The sequence below is a fragment of the Sorangium sp. So ce1153 genome (genome assembly GCF_051521595.1).
Taxonomy (GTDB): domain Bacteria; phylum Myxococcota_A; class Polyangia; order Polyangiales; family Polyangiaceae; genus Sorangium.
The window spans coordinates 11,005,099-11,022,422 of sequence record NZ_CP150361.1; the positions used below are offsets into that span (position 1 = coordinate 11,005,099).

Consider the following 17,324-nt stretch of genomic DNA (forward strand, 5'->3'; position numbering starts at 1 on the left):
GCGCGCCGGTCACTCGTCCATCACGGCGTTGACGATCCCGTCGAAGAACTCCGCGCTTCCCACCGAGTCGAGCATCCGGTTCCAGCCGATCTCGTCGAACGGCGTCGGCAGCCCGTGGTTGGTCAGCAGCACCCCGAACAGCTCGCGGCGGCTGTCGATCCACATGAACGTCCCCGCGCCGCCGGACTTGCCGTAAGCGCTCCTGCCGAGGCGCGTCCCGCCGTTGGAGAAGCGGCGGGTCGCGAGCTCCCAGCCATAGCCCTTGGGCGTACACAGGAGGTTCGAGAGCGGGGACTGGTCGGTGTCCGCCGCCCTGACCTCGGGCGTCTGGTTGCTCACCATCGCGGCGGCGGCCGGGCGGCTCAGGATCCGGACGCCGCCGTACGTTCCGCCGTTCAGGATCATCTGACAGAAGACAGCGATGTCCCTCGCGGTCGAGAAGGCGCCGTCGCAGCCGGCGACGCCGCCGAGGGCGAAGTCCTGGTCGTCCTGCACCTCGCCGCGGACCACACGGCCCCGGAGCGCAGAGAAGCCCGTGGCCGCGGTCCGCGGGATCAGCGCGGCCGACGGGTTGAAGGTCGTGTCGCGCATGCCGAGCGGGCCCCAGATGCGCGCCTTCGCGAGCTCGTCGAGGTCCATGCCCGACGCCGCCTCGAGCACCCGCCCGAGCAGGCGGTAGGTGAGATCGCTGTAAAGCACCTGCGTCCCCGGCGTGTACTCGAGCGGCGCCTCGGCCATCCGCCGCCAGACGCGATCGTCGTCCGCCTCGTCCAGGAACTGGCTGTCGATCGGCAGGCCGGCCGTGTACCGGAGCATGTCGCGCACCGTGATCGCCGCCTTGCCGTGGGCCGAGAACCCCGGCACGAAGTCGGCGACCCTGTCGTTCAGCCGCAGGACGCCGTCCTGCACCAGGATCATCGCCGACGTCGCGGTCGCGAGGACCTTCGTCATCGAGAGCAGGTCGAACAGCGTGTCGAGCGTGACCGGCTCGTCCTGGCCGCGAACCCGGGTGCCGAACGCCCGGTGCCCGACGATCCGGCCCCGCCGCGCGATCAGCGCGACAGCGCCCGGGAAGAGGCCGTCGTTCACGCGGCGCGAGACGCGCGCGAAGACGTCCTCGAGGCGATCCGAGCACAGGCCGACGCTCTCGGGCCTCCCGGGGGCGAGCTCCTGCGGCGCCACCACGTGCGCCTCGGCGACCCGGGTCGAGAGGACCGCCGCCGGCGTGAACGCAGCCACCGCCGCCGCGCGGCCTAGCCCCTGGAGAAGACGCCTGCGGTTGAAAGATCCATGCTCAGTGCACATGACCACTCCTGATGCGTAAGTGGGGGTAAGAAGGGGGCGGCTTGAGCCCGCCAGTCCGCTCGGAAGCACCACGCACGCTGTCGTTCAGGACCGGCGGCGCTGCTCGTCCGCGCTCGGCCGTCGATCCGCGTCGCTCCGCGTCGCTCCGCGTCGATCAGCGGTCACCGGTCCGCGTCGTCACGGTCGTCGACAGGTTCGTCGTCGACGTTCGGACGCTCGAACGCTGGAAGAGCAGGACGCGTGCCGCGCGGCGAACCCAGCATTTCGCGGCGCCGGCGTCCGGCCGCTCGGCGGCCGAGGCGCGGATCGCGCAACCGTTTGCACGATCTGCATGATTCTGCATGATTCGTGCAGGACAGGGCGCGGCGCCGCGTATCATGGTCGCGTGGACGAAGGCTCTCCGGGGGGCGATGGGCGTGAATCCTGCGCGCCGCTCCGGCTCGCGATCGTGGCGGGCAGCACCATCGCCTTCGCGCCCCTGCCGCCCCGGGGCTCCGTCGTCCTCGGCCGGGAGGAGGGGTGCGACGTGCGCATCGACGATCGCTCGGTCTCGCGCCGGCACGCCGCCCTCCACGTCGGTCCCCCGCTCCGGGTGGAGGACCTCGGGAGCGCCAACGGCACCTTCGTCGGCGAGCAGCAGCTCCCCGCCGTGACGGCCCGTACCCACCGCCTGCGGCGCCTGTCGCGGGAGAGCGCCGAGATCGTCGTCGGCGAGCGCTTCAACCTGGGTGCGACGACCGTCGTCGTCGGCCGCGCCCCCGTGGGGCCGGCCGTGGAGCCCGACCGCGGGCACGCGCCCGAGGACGTCGTGGTGCGGGCCCCGGCGATGGTCGCGCTCTACGAGCAGGCCGCCCGCGCCGCGCGGAGCCCCATCAGCGTGCTCATCCTCGGCGAGACGGGGGTCGGCAAGGAGGTGCTCGCCCGGACCCTCCACGCCCGCTCGCCGCGCGCCAGCGGGCCCTACGTCGAGCTGCACTGCGCCGCGCTGCCGCCGTCGCTCCTCGAGGGCGAGCTCTTCGGCCACGAGAAGAGCGCCTTCACCGGCGCGAGCCAGGCGCGCCCGGGCCTCATCGAGTCGGCCGACGGCGGCACGCTCTTCCTCGACGAGATCGGCGAGCTGCCGCTCGCCTTCCAGGTGAAGCTGCTCCGCGTGCTCGAGGACCGGAAGGTGCTGCGCCTCGGCGGCCGCACGCCCCGCCGCGTCGACCTCCGCTTCGTGGCGGCCACCAACCGCGACCTCGAGGCCGAGATCGCGCGCGGCGCCTTCCGCCAGGACCTCTACTTCCGCCTGAACGGCATCTCGCTCGTGGTCCCGCCGCTCCGCGAGCGGCGCGACGAGATCGCCCCGCTCGCCAGGAAGTTCCTCGAGGAGGCGTGCCGGCACCTCGACCAGCGCGGCGCGCCCCGCATCTCCCCCGACGCGCTCGGCGTGCTCGAGGCGTACTCCTGGCCGGGGAACGTCCGCGAGCTGCGCAACGTGATCGAGCGCGCGGCGGTCCTGTGCGCGGGGGAATCGGTCCTGCCTGGCGATCTCCCGCCGCACCTCGTGTGCGGCGCCGCGCCCCCGCGGGGCGGCTCCGCGCCGCCGCCGAGCAGCGCCACGCCGCCGCGGGGCGGCTCCGTGCCGCCGCCGCCGCCCAGCGCCGCGCCGCCGCGGGGCGGCTCCGTGCCGCCGCCGCCGCCCAGCGCCGCGCCGCCGCGGGGCGGCTCCGTGCCGCCGCCGGCCCACGCCGACGGCGCGCGCGCGCGCGGAGGACCCGGCGGCGACGGCGCCGACAGCCCCGCGGCCGCCGCGGAGCCCCCCACGCCGACGCCGCGCGCCGAGGCCATGGCGAAGCTCCGGCTCGAGATGAAGGCCCTCGAGCGGCAGCGCGTCATCGAGGCCCTCGAGCAGTCCGCGGGCAACCAGACGCGCGCCGCGAAGCTCCTCGGCGTCTCGCTCCGCACGCTGATCAACCGCATCGACGAGTACGGCATCCCGCGGCCGCGGAAGCGGACCCCGTGACCGCTCACGAGCCGGGCGAGAGGGCGGCGCCGTCCGCGCGCAGCGTGTCGGAGACCCCCTCCAGGATCCCGTGGAGCGCCGCCTCGACGTCCCGCCCCGCGCCGAGCGCGAGCCCCCGCTCCGCGAGCGCCACGGCCGCGGCCGCGTCGCTCCCGGCGAGCGCCTGCTCGGCCGCGCGCAGGTAGAACTCCACGGCGAGCTGCGGCTCGCCCCCCCGCTCGAAGTGCTCGGCGAGCACCTTGGCGTCGTGCTCCCCCGCCTGGAGGAGCCACTCGGCGGCGAGCCGGTGGCCGAGCGCGCGGTCGTGGTCCGTGAGCATCGCGTAGGAGCCGTCGCGGATGAGCGCGTGCCGGAACGCGTACTCCTCCTGGTCCGAGAAGCGGCTCTGCTCGCGCCGCTCGAGGAGCTCGCGCTGGAGCATCCAGGGCAGCCAGTCGACCGCGAGGGTCGAGCCCTCCGCGTCCCCGAGCAGGGCGAGCGCCCCCTTCTTCCAGAACGTCTCGCCGAAGACGCTCGCCGCGCGGAGCAGCCGCCGCGCCTCGGCGGGGATCGCCTCGAGCCGCGCCTCGACCATGCCCAGGATCGTCTCCGGCAGCCGGTCCGCGCGCCCCTCGGCGACCGCCCGGATGAGCTCCTCGAGGTAGAAGGCGTTGCCGCTCGCGCGCTCGACCAGGCGGGCCACCTCCGAGGGCGGGAGCCAGTCGCCGAGCATCTGCCGCACGAGCTCCTCGGCGGCGCGGCGCGGCAGCGCGCCCAGCGTCATCTCGTGGACCTCGCTGCCCTCCCACAGCACCGGGAAGGCCTTCCGCACCTCCACACGCGCGAGGTACAGCACCGCGAAAGGCCGGTCGCGGAGCTCCCGGAGGACGCGCGCGATGAGCTTCAGCGACGCGGCGTCGCCCCACTGGATGTCCTCGAGCACGAGCAGGTACGGCCCCGCCGCGCACGCCGCCTCCATGAAGTCGAGGTAGGCGAGCGGGATCTGGTCGGCCATGAGCGGAGGGCTCTGCCGCGCCTCCTGGAACCTCGGGTCGGCCTCGCCGGGGAAAGGCGTGCCGACGATCTCGCCGAGGAAGGCGGCGATCCGCGTCGTGTCGCCCGGCTCCAGCGCCGGGGCGCGCGCGACCAGCGAGAGCAGCCGCTCGCGCTGCGTGGCGGCGGGCTCGCCGCCGGTGATGCCGGCGGCGCCCCGGAGCGCGGAGCCGAGGAGCGAGAAAGGCGAGCCCGCGCTGAGCGAGTCGCCGCGTCCGACGGCGATGGTGAGCTCGGGGTGCCGCTCCCGCAGGACCTCGATGAGCTCGTAGCGCAGGCGGGACTTGCCGATCCCGGGCGGCCCGGTGATCAGGATGGCGCGGGGCTCGGGCCCGCCGAAGCTGTCCTCGAGGAGCTCGCGCAGGTTCCGGAGCTCCCTGTCGCGGCCGACGTAGGGGCTCGGCTTGCCGAGCAGCGTCCGCGCCGTCCGGCCGACCTCGCGCTCGTGGAGCAAGAGGAAGGTGCCCGACCGCTCGCCCTCGATCTCGAACCGCGCGTCGAGCAGCGCGCGGGTCACGTCGTCGATCCGCACGGGCGCCGGCCGCCCCTCCGGCCGCCCCTCCGGCCGCGCCTCGCGCTCGGCGAGCGCGAGGAGCGCGGCGGCCCGGTCCATGACGGGCCCGACCGGGAGGCTGCCTGTCTGCTCGGCACGGCCGGTCGCGAGCACCACGGAGGCCTCCGGCAGGAGCTCGCCGAGCTCCAGGGCGCAGCGGGCCGCGCGCGCGGCCTGCTCGATCGCGTCGCCGACGCCCGCGATCGAGAGCAGGACCGTCCCGTCGGCGAGCGTGTCGACCCGCGCCCCGAACGGCTGCGTCCTCGTGTGGAGCTTCGTCGTGAGCTCGCGGGGCAGCGCGGAGACGAGCGTGCTCGTCGCGCCCCCGCCGGAGGTCTGCCGCGGCTCGCGCGCGGCCACCATCGAGAGCAGCCGGAGCTCGCCGGTGGTGATCGCCTCGTAGAGGACGGGCGTGACGGCCAGGCCGCTGCTGGGATCGCGCTCGAGGGCGTCGAGCGCCTCGATCACGGCGGCGCCGTCGCGCGGCCGCTTCTCCGGGTCCTTCGCGAGCATGCGCGCGACGAAGTCGTCGAGCTCCTGCGGCAGGTCGGGCCGGAGGTGCCGGACGCGCGGCGGGTCCTCCATGAGCAGCTTCGCGAGCAGGGCCATGACGTGCTGGCCCTGGAACGCCGGCCTGCCCGTGAGGCACTCGAAGAGCACGGCGCCGAGCGAGAAGATGTCGGCCCGCGCGTCGAGGCGGTCCCGGTCGCCGGTGGCCTGCTCCGGCGCCATGTACCCCGGGGTGCCCATGACCGAGCCGGTCCGCGTGAGCGCGCCGATGGTGCGCTTCATCCGGGCGATGCCGAAGTCGAGCACCTTGAGCCCGGCGACCTCGCCGCCCACGAGCAGCAGGTTGCCCGGCTTGACGTCGCGGTGGACGATGCCGCGCGCGTGCGCCGCCCCGAGCGCCTCGGCGGTGGCGCGGAGCAGGGCGAGGCTCTCCTCGAGGTCGAGCCGCTGCCGGGTGAGGCGCTGCGCGAGGCTCTCGCCGTCCAGCCACTCCATGGCGAGGTAGGGCACCCCGTCGGGGGTGACGCCGTGGGCCACATGCCGGACGATCCGCGGGTGATCGAGCTCGGCGAGGATCCGGGCCTCGTGCTCGAAGCGGTGGACGCCGCTCCGGTCGGGCTGGCCGAGCAGCTTCAGCGCGACGGGCGTCCCGGTGACCCGGTCGAGGGCGCGGTAGACCGTCCCCATCCCACCGGAGGCCGCGACGCGCTCGATCTCAAAGCGGCGGTCGATGACCTCACCCGGGCGCATGGGGCGGAGAATGCACCGGCGTCGAGCCGTCTTCAACGGGTCGGTCGTCGGCGGGGGCGCCCGCGCGAGGCGTCAGCAATCGAAGAAGCGGCGGAGCCCGGGGCGGATGACCTCCTCGATGGTCTCGTCGAGCAACACCCGGGCTTCCAGGCCGCTGCACAGCCCGAGCTGCTCCCCGCGCTCTGGCGCGCCGCGCGACGGCAGGTGTGCGTGCTCATGCTGCACGAGGTGACGGAACGCGACAGGGAAGTAGCGCTCGACCGCTCCCCGCTCTGCCGCGGAGAGCTCGGGCGCGACCTGCTCGAGCAGGCGCCAGCCGAAGCGGGCGTGCCCGACCTCGTCGGCGTAGATGCGCGTCAGCAGATCGAGCAGCGGCCCCGGCGGCATCTCCAGCCGCTCGGCGCCGATGAGGGACACGGCCACGGTCTCGCTCATGCAGCAGATGTGGATCACGTTACGGAGCACGGCGGCGCGCGGCGGCGCGTCGCGGTGCAGGGGGAACTCCGGGCGCTCCGGGACGCTCGCGGTCGCCGTCCCGCCGAGGGACTCCACGACGGCGCCGCAGAGCACCCCGTGCCGGCGCTCCTCGGCGGCGAAGCCCTGGCACGCGTCGGCGAGCTCCGGCGGGAAGCCCGCGTCGGTGAGCTGGCGCGCGAGCGCCTCGAAGACGGCCGACGACGCGTGCTCGTTCACCATCCGCGCGCGCCAGGTGCCGATCGCCGAGGGGAACAGCTCCACCGGATACCCGCTCACGTCGAGCGCGTGCGCGCGCGCCTCGGCGCGGAGATCGAGCAGCGAGGCGCTCATGCGACCTCCGACGCGGCGTCGGCGTCGGCGTCGGCGTCGGCGTCGAGCGCCGGCGGGACCGGGGGGCCCCAGGGCGTGCAGAAGGTGTACGCGTAGAGATCCTGCTCGGGCGCGACGATGTCACCAAAGCAGCACGCGTGCCGGATGGGTTCGGCCTCTCCGTAGGTGATGGCGTCGGCGCCCACGCCCACGATCAGCGCGATGCAGCAGTTCACGTAGGAGGCGTCCGCGGCCAGGGCCGCCAGCTGCTCGTCGGAGGGCCGCACCCCGTCGTCGGGCAGGCGCTGCGCCGTGTAGTCGAGGCAGCACTCGAGCTCCTCGCGGGGACGGGCCTCCGCGTCGTCGAACCCGGCTTGCTCGGCGCACGCGAGCTCGGACGGCGCCGGCGGAGAGCCCCCGGCGCCGTCCGTGCCGCCTCCTGCGGCGCTGGACGCGGACACGTCGCCGCCCGTCCCCGGCGCTGCCCCTCCGCCGCCGGCCGCCCCCGCGCCGCCGGCCGTCGCGCCATTGCCGGCGGGATCCGGGCCATCCGGCGCCTCCGGGACGACCTGCTCGCCGGGATCCGGGGCCGGCGACGGCTCGTCGGTGATGTGGACTCCGCCGCAGCCGACCGAAACGCCACAGGCCAGCGCTCCCAGCGCGACCCTTGCTGCTGCCCGCAATGCTGCCCGTCTCGTCTCCTCACGCATACACGTCGCCTCCATTCGAAGGGCCACGCCTGCGGAGCGCACCCGCTGCTTGTGCGGACCGGTCGCGCGCCCTTTTATGGGCCAGAGTACGCGCGCGGAGAAGTGGAGAGAATCTGCATTTTCCGCACGCTATTGGATGGGAATGCAAAACAATCCCGCCATGCGCTCCGCCGCGCGCGGCGCTCACGAGGACGCGGCCGGCGCCGGCCGCGACTCGCGGCCTCCGGAGCGGTAGGCGCCCGGGGGGACCCCGACCTCCCGGCGAAATGCGACGCTGAAGGCGGCCTCGTCCCGGTAGCCCACGGACGACGCCACGTCGGCGAGGGCGAGCTCGGGGCGGTCTCGCAGCTTCTCTTTTGCGAGCTCCATGCGCCAGCGCATCAGGTGCCGGAGCGGGCTCTCTCCCACCTGCCCGCGAAAGGCCTGAGCGAAGCTCGAGCGGCTCATGCCTGCGCTCCGCGCGAGAGAGGCCACGGTCCACGCGCGCTCCGGGGCTCGATAGAGCGCGTCCAGGGCGCGAGCGACGCGCTCGTCCGCGAGGGCGGCGCGCCAGGAGCCCGGCGGCGCGGGGCGCTCGAGCTCCGCGCGAATCACCTGCAGGAGGAGCAGCTCCGCGAAGCGAGCGGCCATGATCGGCGCGCCCGGCCGCCGGCCGCGCACCTCGTCGCGAATGCCGTCGAGGAGCCGGTCGAGGCCGGGCACCGGCTCACCGGCGCCGCCGTCGACGAGCACGACCGGGGGCAGCGCGCGCAGGAGCAGCGACCGCCCGGCGCCGACGAGGCTCATGGCGGCGCAGAGCACCACCGTCCTTGCGCCGCTGCCGCCCAGCCGACGCCGCACCGCCTGCGTCCCCGGCGCGGGGGGCGAAGACCAGCGATCCTCGTCGTCGACCGGAGCCCCAGGCTGGTGCCGGAGACAGTGGGGAGCGCCGTGCGGCAGCAGCAGCAGGTCTCCCCGATCTACATGCAGCTCCCGGCCGTCCAGCTCGAGCCACATCTCGCCCTCGAGGACGTGGTGGAGCGAGACGAGCTCTCGTCGTCCGACGCGGGCCCCCCACGGAGCGCCGAACTCGATGCGGCCGAAGAGGCTGGTCTCGATGCGCACGTGCCGGAGCAGCGCGGTGAGGACATCGGGCATTGGACGATCGCAAAAGGGAGATGGACTCTATCACATGGAGACTCCGCCGGGCGTCCGCTAGGTCTCCACCACCAACTCACGAGGAGGCAGACATGGACGTCTTCATCACTGGCGCGAGCGGCTATATCGGCTCGGCGGTCGCCCGCGCGCTCGTCGCTCGCGGGCACCGGGTGCGCGGGCTCGCGCGCAGCGAGGCGGCGGAAGCGAGGGTGCGCGCCTGCGGAGCGGAGCCGGTCCGGGGCGATCTCCACCGGCTGGACGTGCTTGCGCGCGAGGCGGCGGCCGGCGACGGCGTGGTGCACACGGCCGCCACGATGGGAGAGGACCGCGCGGCCACGGACGCGGCGGCGGTCACGGCGATGCTCTCGGCCATGAGCGGCGTGAGCGGCGGAGTCTTCGTCACGACAACGGGGGCGCCGCGGGCGCGGTCCTCGCGGGTGCCGGTGCCGGAGGATGACGCGGTGAACCCCGGCGGACCGCTCGAATGGCTGGTGGCGGCCGAGTCGCGCGTGCTGGGTGCGAGGGGCGTCCGCGGCGTGGTCGTGCGGCCGCCCATGGTCTACGGCGACGGCGCAGGCCCGGTGGCGCGCCTGGTGGAGGGGGCGCGCGCGGCGGGGGTGGCGCGCTACATCGACGACGGCGCAAACCGCTGGTCCACCGTCCACGTGCGGGATCTGGCGGTGGCGTACGCGATGCTGCTGGAGTCGGACGCGACGGGCGTCTTCCATGCCGCCGAGGGGTCGCCCGAGGCGATGGCGGCGCTCTTCGCGGCGGTCGGCGATGCCGCCGGGGTGCCCGTGCGTTCGTGGAGCCTCGCGGAGGCCCGGGCCGCCCACGGGATCATGGCCGACTTCCTGGCCATGGACGCCGCCCTCGACGCGACCCGGCTGCGGGGGCTGGGCTGGTCGCCGAGGGGCGGGGAGGCGGTCGGGGGGATCTGCGGCGCGCTGCGCGACCCGGCCGAGGGGTATCGGGCGCCGTGAACGGGGCCGCGAGGGCGACGCGCGGCTCATGGCCGATGTCGGGGCGGCAAGCGGTCCCGGAGGATCGATGTCGGCGGTGCGGGGGTCCGGGAACCTGACGAGCCGCGTCAGCGCTCGGTCAGCGCGTCGTCGAGCGTGGGCGCGGTGAGCACGCGCTCGGTCCAGCCTTCGATCTGCGCAGCGTCGGCGGCGCGTATACGCGCCTCGATCGGCTCCGGCAGCTCGCCGAAGCGCAGCCGCAGCTGCTTGAGCAACGTGCTCCGCTGCCCCTCCAGCCTGCCCTCTCGCTCGCCCGCCAGCCGGCCCTCCCGGCGCCCCTCCTCGCGAAGGTAATCTGCGATGGTCACGATCTCCTCCTCGGCGTCCGGTCCCGCCGCCACGAGCAGCCTCTGCAGCAGCTTCTCGGGCTGGCGCGGGTCGGCGATGCCCAAGATATACCGCCACACGCGCACGAGCGCAGCCCCTCCGTCAGGCGCCCGACGCACCTCCTGGACCACGTCGCGCCACGCCGACAGGCGCTCCACCAGATCCTCGGGATCGCGCGCATGCCGGAAGCACCACAGCACCAGCCGCCCCAGCGCCGTCATCGCCCGCGCACGCAGCGCCTCGTCCGTCTCCAGGCTGATGTCGTCCAGCACGAACCGGAACTGCGGCACATGCTCGGCCATCAGCGCCAGCGTCTCCGGCGGCACGTCCAGCACATCCTGGAACGAAACCGCCGCGCTCCAGCCGGTCTCGCTGTGGTGCAGCACCACCGGCAGGATCGCCGGGAGGCGCGTCGCCCTCGGGTGGCGCTCCAGGTAGCCCTGCCAGATCCGCACCATGTACGTGAGCAGCCGAAACGCCATCAGCGGGTGCGTCGTGCTCTGGTGCTCGAAGAGCACGTAGATGAACAGCGACGCTCGCTCCAGCCTGGCGGTGAAGAGCAGGTCGCTGTGGCTCGCGGCGAGCGCCTCGTCGATGAAGCTGCCGGGTTGCAACGCCAGCGACGCGAAGTCGATGCGCGCCGCCAGGGCGGCATGCAGCGCCTGGCGCAGCGCCGCAGCCGCGTGCTTCGGCTGGCTGAACGTGGACTTGAACAGCGCGTCATGAGGGGTGGGCGTCATCGATCCTCACTCCCGGCCGGCGCGCACTTTGGCGGCGACCTCGCCGAGCTCACGCATGGCCGCCTCGTCACGACCGATGGCGATCGCGTAGGCGCGGATCTCCGCGTTTTCGAGAAATGCACGGCACACCTGCGAGGCTTGCAGCTGGCTGGCTCGCATGCTGACGAGCGCGATCAGCCGCGGGGCATCGACGCGCACGGGCAGCGGCAGATCGCGGCCGAGGATGGGCGCTGCCAGCCGCCTGGCCTCCTCGGCCTGCCCGCGATCGATGTCACCCGACACCATCGCGTGCCGCGGAAAACGCTCTTCGACGAGCATCGCCGCCGCGAGCAGGGCGAAATGGTACGGACAGCTCTGCGTCTTGCCGCCGAAGACGCGCACTGGATCGCTGGTGTCGCCTCTGTCCGGCATGGCGGCGGTGACCACGATATCGCCGTCGGGGCACTGACCCCGGCGCGCCGCGTACCGGCCGAGGTCGCGGTAGAGCGACTGGCACTCGGCCGTTTGTAGGCTGTCGCGGTCGCCAACCACGGACCAACATACCCGCCTGGGGTCATCGCCGTAATGACGGAGCGAGCGCATGTACATCGGCACGCGCACACCCTCGATCGAGCGCCAGCCCCAACCCAGGAGACGCGGCTGCCACGCCTCCAGGAGCGCGAGCGTCTCGTCGTATGTGGCTGCCCACTCGGCCTCGTCGATGCCTCGCGGATCGATGTCGAGAATCACGTGCACGCCCATGGGTCGATCCTCCTGGCCGGCGTTTGCAGCCGGCCGTCGTGATGGGGCAAGCGCCTCCGCGGCGCAGAAGGGCAAGCGTCGGTCCGGCACCGCCGAACACGGGCTCGGCGGCGCGCCGTCTCCGAGGTCGATTCGCTAGCAAGCCAAAGACAGGTTGGCCACGAAAAACAAATCTATTTCTGGATACGATCATCAGATGGCATCGAGCGGTGTCGCGCAATTACGACAAGGCGAGCCATCTCATCTCTCAATCGTCTTTCACACACGCCTGTGCTGCCGATCCAGTCTCGTACGGTGAAGCGACCGACCCAGCTCGAAGCGACCCAGCTTGAGCAACTCGGCGGAGGAGCGGCGGGGCCGCGAGGTCGCTCCCTGCGTGAGGGGCCAGGCCCTCACGCGGACGACCCTCAGGTGCAGTAGTCCCCGACGCCCGACCTGAGCAGCTCGAACCCGCGCTCGCCGAGCCGCGACAGCGCGGCGCTGATCTCCGCGTCGGCGTCTCCGCGGAGCACCCGCGCCACCAGCTCCTCGACGAGCACCCGCTCCAGCCCGATCACCATCGCCGCGACCACCCGCGCGGTGGGGTCGTCGGCCGGCGCCCCGGCCTGCTCGATCAACGTCTGCGCGAGCCGCGCCTCGCTTCGCACCAGCATCAGCTGCCCCCGGGCCCTGAGCGCCGGGCTCGCCTCGACCGTCGCCATGAACGGCCGCAGCCGCTCCGCCCGCAAGGGCTCCTTCTTGCCCTTCACCACGTCGAGGAAGCCTCGACGAAGCGCCTCGATCGCCGACTCCCCTGCCCGCCGCTCCCGCACGATCCGGCTCGGCGCCTCCTCCACCTCCTCCGCCCGATCGAAGAACAGCTCCTCCTTCGTCACGAAGTAGTTGAAGACCGTGTTCACCGACACCTGCGCCGCCTCCGCCACCTCGGCGACGGTGACCTGATCGAACCCCCGCTCGATGAACAGCCGCGTCGCCACCTGCGAGATCGCCAGGCGCGTCTGCTGCTTCTTCCGCTCCCGCAACCCCGGTCGCTCGCTCATGCCCTCTCGCTCCACGCTCCGCTCGAACCTCGGACGCCCCCTCGAGCGGCCGCCCTGATTTTGCATTGACACCAAGTTTGTAGTCACTACATTTTCATCTGCTCGGGGGCGAGGCACGCCCATCCGGCGCTCGAGGAGGCTCCCCCATGGTGGATGGTCGGTTTCCCGTGGTGATCGTCGGTGGCGGCGTCGTCGGCCTGACGGCCTCCCTGTTCCTGGCGCAGCAGGGCGTGCGCGCGCTCCTGGTCGAGCGCCACCCGGGCACCAGCATCCACCCCCGGGCGCGCGGGGTGAACGGCCGCACGATGGAGCTCCTGCGCGAGCTCGGGCTGGAGGAAGCGGTCCGCCGGGTAGGCGCGAAGCTCGCCCCGGCCGTCGGCATCCACGCCGGCGCCTCGCTGGTGCAGGTGCTCGAGTCGCGCGGCGAGGGCGGCTGGCTGCTCCGGAGGCTCCGCCGCCAGGGGATCAGCGGGCAGGGGTCGAGGAAGAGCCCGACCGGCCCTTGCCGCGCCACGCAGGACGAGCTCGAGCCGGTGCTGCTCGGCGCGGCGCGCGAGCGCGGCGTCGACGCGCGGTTCTTCACGGAGCTGGTCGGCTTCGAGCAGGACGCGGACGGGGTCACCGCCGCGATCGTCGACCGGGAGACCGGCGCGCGGCAAGCGGTCCGCGCGGACTACCTGATCGCCGCCGACGGCGCGCGCAGCCCGATCCGCGGGCAGCTCGGCGTCCGCCAGACCGGGCCAGGCGTGCTCACGCACCAGCTCAACCTCTACTTCCGGGCGGACCTCACCGCGCTCGTGAGGGGGCGAGAGTTCAGCATGTGCCTGGTGGACAACCCCGATGTCCGCGGGCTCTTCGCCTCGATCAACAACACCGATCTCTGGGTGTTTCACGTCTCCTACCACCCCGAGCGGGGAGAGCGGCCCGAGGATTTCCCGGCGGAGCGGTGTGTCGCGCTGATCCGCAAGGGGGTCGGGATACCGGAGCTGGCCGTCGAGCTCAAGGGCGCGCTCCCCTGGCAATCCGCCGTGCGGGTGGCCGAGCGCTACCAGCATGGGCGGGTGTTCCTCGCGGGCGACGCCGCGCACGTCATGCCGCCCTGGGGTGGGTTCGGGGCCAACACGGGCATCCAGGACGCGCACAACCTGGCGTGGAAGCTCGCGGCGGTGCTCCACGGCCACGCGGGGCCGGAGCTCCTCGCGACCTACGACGTCGAGCGGCGGCCCGTGGGGCGCGCGGTGGCGGAGATCGCCGGGAGCATGAACGACGAGCGGGGGCTGTTCGCGGTGAAGCCGGGGCTCGGGATGCTGTGGGGGATGCGCAAGGTCTTCCCGTACCTCACGATGGGCTACGGCTACGCGTCTCGCGCGGTGATCCTGGAGCGCGGGCCGCTGCCCGGCCCCGGCACGACCGAGCTGCGGGGCCGCCCGGGGACGCGCGCGCCGCACGTGTGGATCCGACGGGGCGGCGAGCGGATATCGACGCTGGACCTGTTCGGCCGGAGCCACGTGCTCCTGGCCGGGGAGGACGGCGCCGCGTGGGTCGAGGCCGCCCAGGTCGCCGCGAGGCGGCTGGGCGTTCGCGTCGACGCGTTCCGGATGGGCGTCGATCTCGAGGAAGACGGGCGCCGCTGGCGACGGGCATTCGGGGTCAAGGCGAGCGGCGCGGTCCTGGTGCGACCGGACGGCATCGTCGCGTGGCGAGGGAGAGCGCGCGCCGCCGCCGCGGAGGCCACGCTGACCGACGTGCTCGCGCAGTTGCTGGCGCGCCCCGCGGCGTGACGCCGGGAGCGCGCGCGAACGCCAGCCGCGCGCGCGCCGGCGATTGGCTACTCGGCCCGGTACCCGGGAGAGAGCCCCTCGCGCGCGCGCTCCGAGGGGCTGCCGCGCGGCGCTGCACGGGCCGCATCACGGCGCAGGGTCGCCAGGGCCGAGCTCCGAGATCGCCTGGCGCACGATGCCACCTCGCACCCAGACCCAGACCTCGCGGGCGTCCACGTGCGCGATGTCCTGGATGGCGAAGAGCTCAGGTGGCGTCGTGAACGACCAGTGGTGCGCGTCGGCCAGGCGATAGACGTGGACCACCTCTTCCGCGATCGCATAGACAGCGTAGAAGCCTTCCCCGACGGCCGAGATCCGGTATCCGATGATGGGACCAGGCCGGCGCCTGGTCGGCACGACGTCCGCCGCCGTCGTCGCGAACGGGCTTGTCCAGAGGGTGGACGGCCCGTAAAGCCCTTCGTCGGAGAGCGGGAGCGCCTCCAGCCAGACGAGCGTCTGCCCGTCGCTCTTGACATCGGCGATGGCCCGGGACGAGGGCGCCCGGAGCAGCGGCTCGACGGCGCGGGTCCGCCGGCTCCAGATCCAGGCCTCGACGGCGCTGTCCTCGAAGAACGCCGCGCCGAGCACGCTGTCGCCGACCGGGTGCATGTGGTCGAGCACCGGCGCGCCGCTGCGCGGCCCGAGCTGCTCGGCCTGGTCGCGGAGCCGGTCGTAAACGGTGATCGTCCTGCCGTCGAGCTGCCATAAAACGAGGGTGTCGTCGGTCGCATGGAGGCCATGGTTCCCCGCGTCGATCGGGAGGAGCCGCCTCGCCGCCGCGAGCTGATCGTAGGTGGAGACGAGGTAGGCCGAGGTGCTCGTCCACTGCGCGCCGAGCCAGACCCGCTCGCGGCCGACCTCGGGCCTCACCGGCACGCAGTTCTCACCGAGGGTGCGCCAGGCGGCGAGCGGCGTCCCGTCGACGTCGTAGACGCCCGTCCGTCGCTCGCCCCAGCGGTCGATGTACATCCCGAGGCGGTAACCGTCGCCCCAGCGGACGACGCTCGGCGAAGCGGTCGGCGGATAGAACTCGAAGTCCCAGTTGATGGCGAGCGACGTGCACCCCGGAGCGCTCCCCGGGCACGGCTCCCACTGCAAGGGAGGCAGCGCCTTCGTCGGATCGTCGGCGACTTCCACCTGACAACCGTCGAGCCAGCCCGTCGCTCTCCAGGTGCTGTCGAGGGGATCCGAGGGCGGGGAAGCCGGGAGGTCCGGGCCGGGGTCCTCTGGAACGCCGGCGCCGGCCGCCGCCTCGCTCGGAGCGGCGGACTCGGTCGCCTCATCGGTCTCCGGGCGCCCACCGGAGCCGTCTGCGCTCGGGAGGTCCAGCATGCTGCGAGAGCAGCCCGCGGACAGGGTCGTCAGAGAGAGGACGAGCGGAATCGCGCTCGCTGCGAGGTGGGCGGGAAGGTCGTGTCGCATGGCGCCGAGGCTCCCGGGCATCTTGCCGCTCAACGTGGTTCGCGTCCACGCTCCGACCGGATCACGGCAGACGAGGCGGCGGCCAACAGCACCGCTCAGGGCGGTCGCGGACGGCCCCTTCCGCGACGCCGGGCCACGTGGTCCTGCGCTCGAGCCTATTTCGGGAGCTTCATCACCGTGCCGCCGGCGCTGTTCGTCCAGTAGACGCTGGTCCCGTCCACCGCGATGCCCAGCGGATGATCTTGCCCTTCCGCGAGCGTGATCGGGTCGCCGCCGCCGAACGGCACCTTGCGCACGCTGCCGTCGTCGTTCGTCCAGTAGGCGCTGGCGTCGTCGATCGCGATCCTCCGCGGGTTGCGCTGCCCCTCCGCGAGCGTGATCGGGCTGCCGCCCTCGATCGGCGCCGCCATCACCGTGCCTCCGTCGTTGGTCCAGTAGACGTGGGTCGCGTCCACCGCGATGTCCTGCGGCTTCGCCTGTCCTTCCGCGAGGGTGACGAGGTCGCCGCCCTCGATCGGCACCTTCATCACGGAGCCGCCTTCGTTCACCCAGTAGACGTGGGTCGCGTCCACCACGACGCCGAGCGGGGAAGCCTGGTCCGTCGCGAGCGCGACGGCGTCGCCGCCGCCGTCGATCGGCGCCTTCATGACCGTGCCCAGGTCGGCGCTCGTCCAGTAGGCGTTCGCGGCGTCGATCGCGATGGCCAGAGGATACGTCTGCCCCTCCCCGAGGATCTCGAAGATCTCGCCGTCGAACGAGGACCTCACGACGTGCTCGAGGCCCGAGTCCGTGTAATAGAGGCTGTCGGCGCTGACCGCGAGGCTCCGGGGGGAAAAGTCGGGGTCTGCCTCGATGAAGACAGCTGCATTGCCGCCGCCGATCGGCACCGTCATGATCTTTCGAGCGACAGAATCGACCCAGTAGACGGTGGTGTCGTCGACCGCGATGTCCAGCGGCTCGGACCCGCCCGACGCCAGCTCCAGGGGCTCGCAGCGCGACGCGACGCACCGCTGTCCCAGGCAATAATGGCCGCAAGCGCCGCAGTGCTCCGGATCGGAGCTCGTGTCCGCGCAGGCGCCAGAGCAGAAGGACAGGCCGTCGCCGCAGGCGGGCAGCCCGCCGCCGCCGCTGCCGCCCTCGCCAGCGCCAGCGCCAGCCGACGCCGCGCTCGTGGAGTCGGAGCTGCCGGGAGCGAAATCCCGCTCCTCCGGGCTACACGCGGCGGCCAGATACAACATGCTCATCATGAGGAAGCGCTTCATGGCGGACAGTGTACACCGGCCGGCTCTCGGCCGGCTCTCGGCGCGGGCTGCGCGCGTTCCCCGCCACGCAACGCCCAGCGTGAGGCGCCTCGCTGGCAGCCCGGCCGCCGAAGCCCCCGCGCCGCCAGCGGCGCTCACGCCGCCGGCGACGCGCGCATCACG

13 protein-coding genes are annotated in these 17,324 nt (G+C 73.4%); 3 read left to right on the forward strand and 10 right to left on the reverse strand.

Translation table 11 applies throughout. The features are described 5' to 3' along the window. Positions 1 to 9 precede the first annotated feature (9 nt). Entirely contained in the window at positions 10 to 1,305 is a 1,296-nt protein-coding gene (locus tag WME85_RS39800) for a serine hydrolase domain-containing protein (RefSeq protein WP_437828749.1), read from the reverse strand. Between the two features lie 385 nt (positions 1,306 to 1,690). Here WME85_RS39800 and WME85_RS39805 point away from each other — a divergent pair, with 385 nt between their 5' ends. Next, the gene (locus tag WME85_RS39805) at positions 1,691 to 3,310 is read left to right on the forward strand and encodes a sigma 54-interacting transcriptional regulator (protein ID WP_437828752.1); all 1,620 of its coding nucleotides are present in this window, start codon (positions 1,691 to 1,693) and stop codon (positions 3,308 to 3,310) included. Between the two features lie 4 nt (positions 3,311 to 3,314). On the opposite strand, the gene WME85_RS39810 is transcribed toward WME85_RS39805, so the two are convergent. From WME85_RS39810 to WME85_RS39825, 4 genes are all read right to left on the reverse strand, one after another. Beyond that, the gene (locus WME85_RS39810) at positions 3,315 to 6,155 is read right to left on the reverse strand and encodes a serine/threonine-protein kinase (protein ID WP_437828754.1); all 2,841 of its coding nucleotides are present in this window, start codon (positions 6,153 to 6,155) and stop codon (positions 3,315 to 3,317) included. A gap of 72 nt (positions 6,156 to 6,227) precedes the next feature. After that, positions 6,228 to 6,962: a ferritin-like domain-containing protein gene (locus WME85_RS39815; protein WP_437828756.1), complete on the reverse strand. Its 735-nt coding sequence runs from the start codon at positions 6,960 to 6,962 to the stop codon at positions 6,228 to 6,230. Beyond that, positions 6,959 to 7,624 carry a hypothetical protein gene (locus WME85_RS39820; protein WP_437828758.1) on the reverse strand — a complete coding sequence of 222 codons (666 nt, stop codon included), beginning with the start codon at positions 7,622 to 7,624 and terminating at the stop codon, positions 6,959 to 6,961. The genes WME85_RS39815 and WME85_RS39820 overlap by 4 nt, the downstream gene beginning before the upstream one ends. Positions 7,625 to 7,834: 210 nt before the next feature. Next, positions 7,835 to 8,788, reverse strand: a complete 954-nt coding sequence (locus WME85_RS39825) for an AraC family transcriptional regulator (protein ID WP_437828760.1) — start codon at positions 8,786 to 8,788, stop codon at positions 7,835 to 7,837. Positions 8,789 to 8,880: 92 nt separating this feature from the next. Here WME85_RS39825 and WME85_RS39830 point away from each other — a divergent pair, with 92 nt between their 5' ends. Beyond that, positions 8,881 to 9,771 (forward strand): NAD-dependent epimerase/dehydratase family protein, encoded by an 891-nt coding sequence (locus tag WME85_RS39830; RefSeq protein WP_437828763.1) that lies wholly within the window; start codon positions 8,881 to 8,883, stop codon positions 9,769 to 9,771. A gap of 107 nt (positions 9,772 to 9,878) precedes the next feature. On the opposite strand, the gene WME85_RS39835 is transcribed toward WME85_RS39830, so the two are convergent. The 3 genes from WME85_RS39835 to WME85_RS39845 all read right to left on the reverse strand — a co-directional run bounded on the left by WME85_RS39835 (position 9,879) and on the right by WME85_RS39845 (position 12,658). Then, the gene (locus WME85_RS39835; RefSeq protein WP_437828765.1) at positions 9,879 to 10,877 is read right to left on the reverse strand and encodes an Rpn family recombination-promoting nuclease/putative transposase; all 999 of its coding nucleotides are present in this window, start codon (positions 10,875 to 10,877) and stop codon (positions 9,879 to 9,881) included. Between the two features lie 6 nt (positions 10,878 to 10,883). Further along, positions 10,884 to 11,618 (reverse strand): hypothetical protein, encoded by a 735-nt coding sequence (locus WME85_RS39840; protein WP_437828767.1) that lies wholly within the window; start codon positions 11,616 to 11,618, stop codon positions 10,884 to 10,886. A gap of 407 nt (positions 11,619 to 12,025) precedes the next feature. Next, positions 12,026 to 12,658, reverse strand: coding sequence for a TetR/AcrR family transcriptional regulator (locus WME85_RS39845; protein ID WP_437828770.1), 633 nt, complete (start codon positions 12,656 to 12,658; stop codon positions 12,026 to 12,028). A 146-nt stretch (positions 12,659 to 12,804) separates the two neighbouring features. Between WME85_RS39845 and WME85_RS39850 the strand changes: the two genes are divergently transcribed. Further along, entirely contained in the window at positions 12,805 to 14,439 is a 1,635-nt protein-coding gene (locus tag WME85_RS39850; RefSeq protein WP_437828772.1) for an FAD-dependent monooxygenase, read from the forward strand. Between the two features lie 126 nt (positions 14,440 to 14,565). Here WME85_RS39850 and WME85_RS39855 read toward each other — a convergent pair whose 3' ends face one another. After that, entirely contained in the window at positions 14,566 to 15,900 is a 1,335-nt protein-coding gene (locus WME85_RS39855) for a hypothetical protein (protein ID WP_437828775.1), read from the reverse strand. Positions 15,901 to 16,055: 155 nt separating this feature from the next. Continuing rightward, positions 16,056 to 17,162, reverse strand: coding sequence for a hypothetical protein (locus WME85_RS39860; protein ID WP_437828777.1), 1,107 nt, complete (start codon positions 17,160 to 17,162; stop codon positions 16,056 to 16,058). Positions 17,163 to 17,324: the final 162 nt, after the last annotated feature.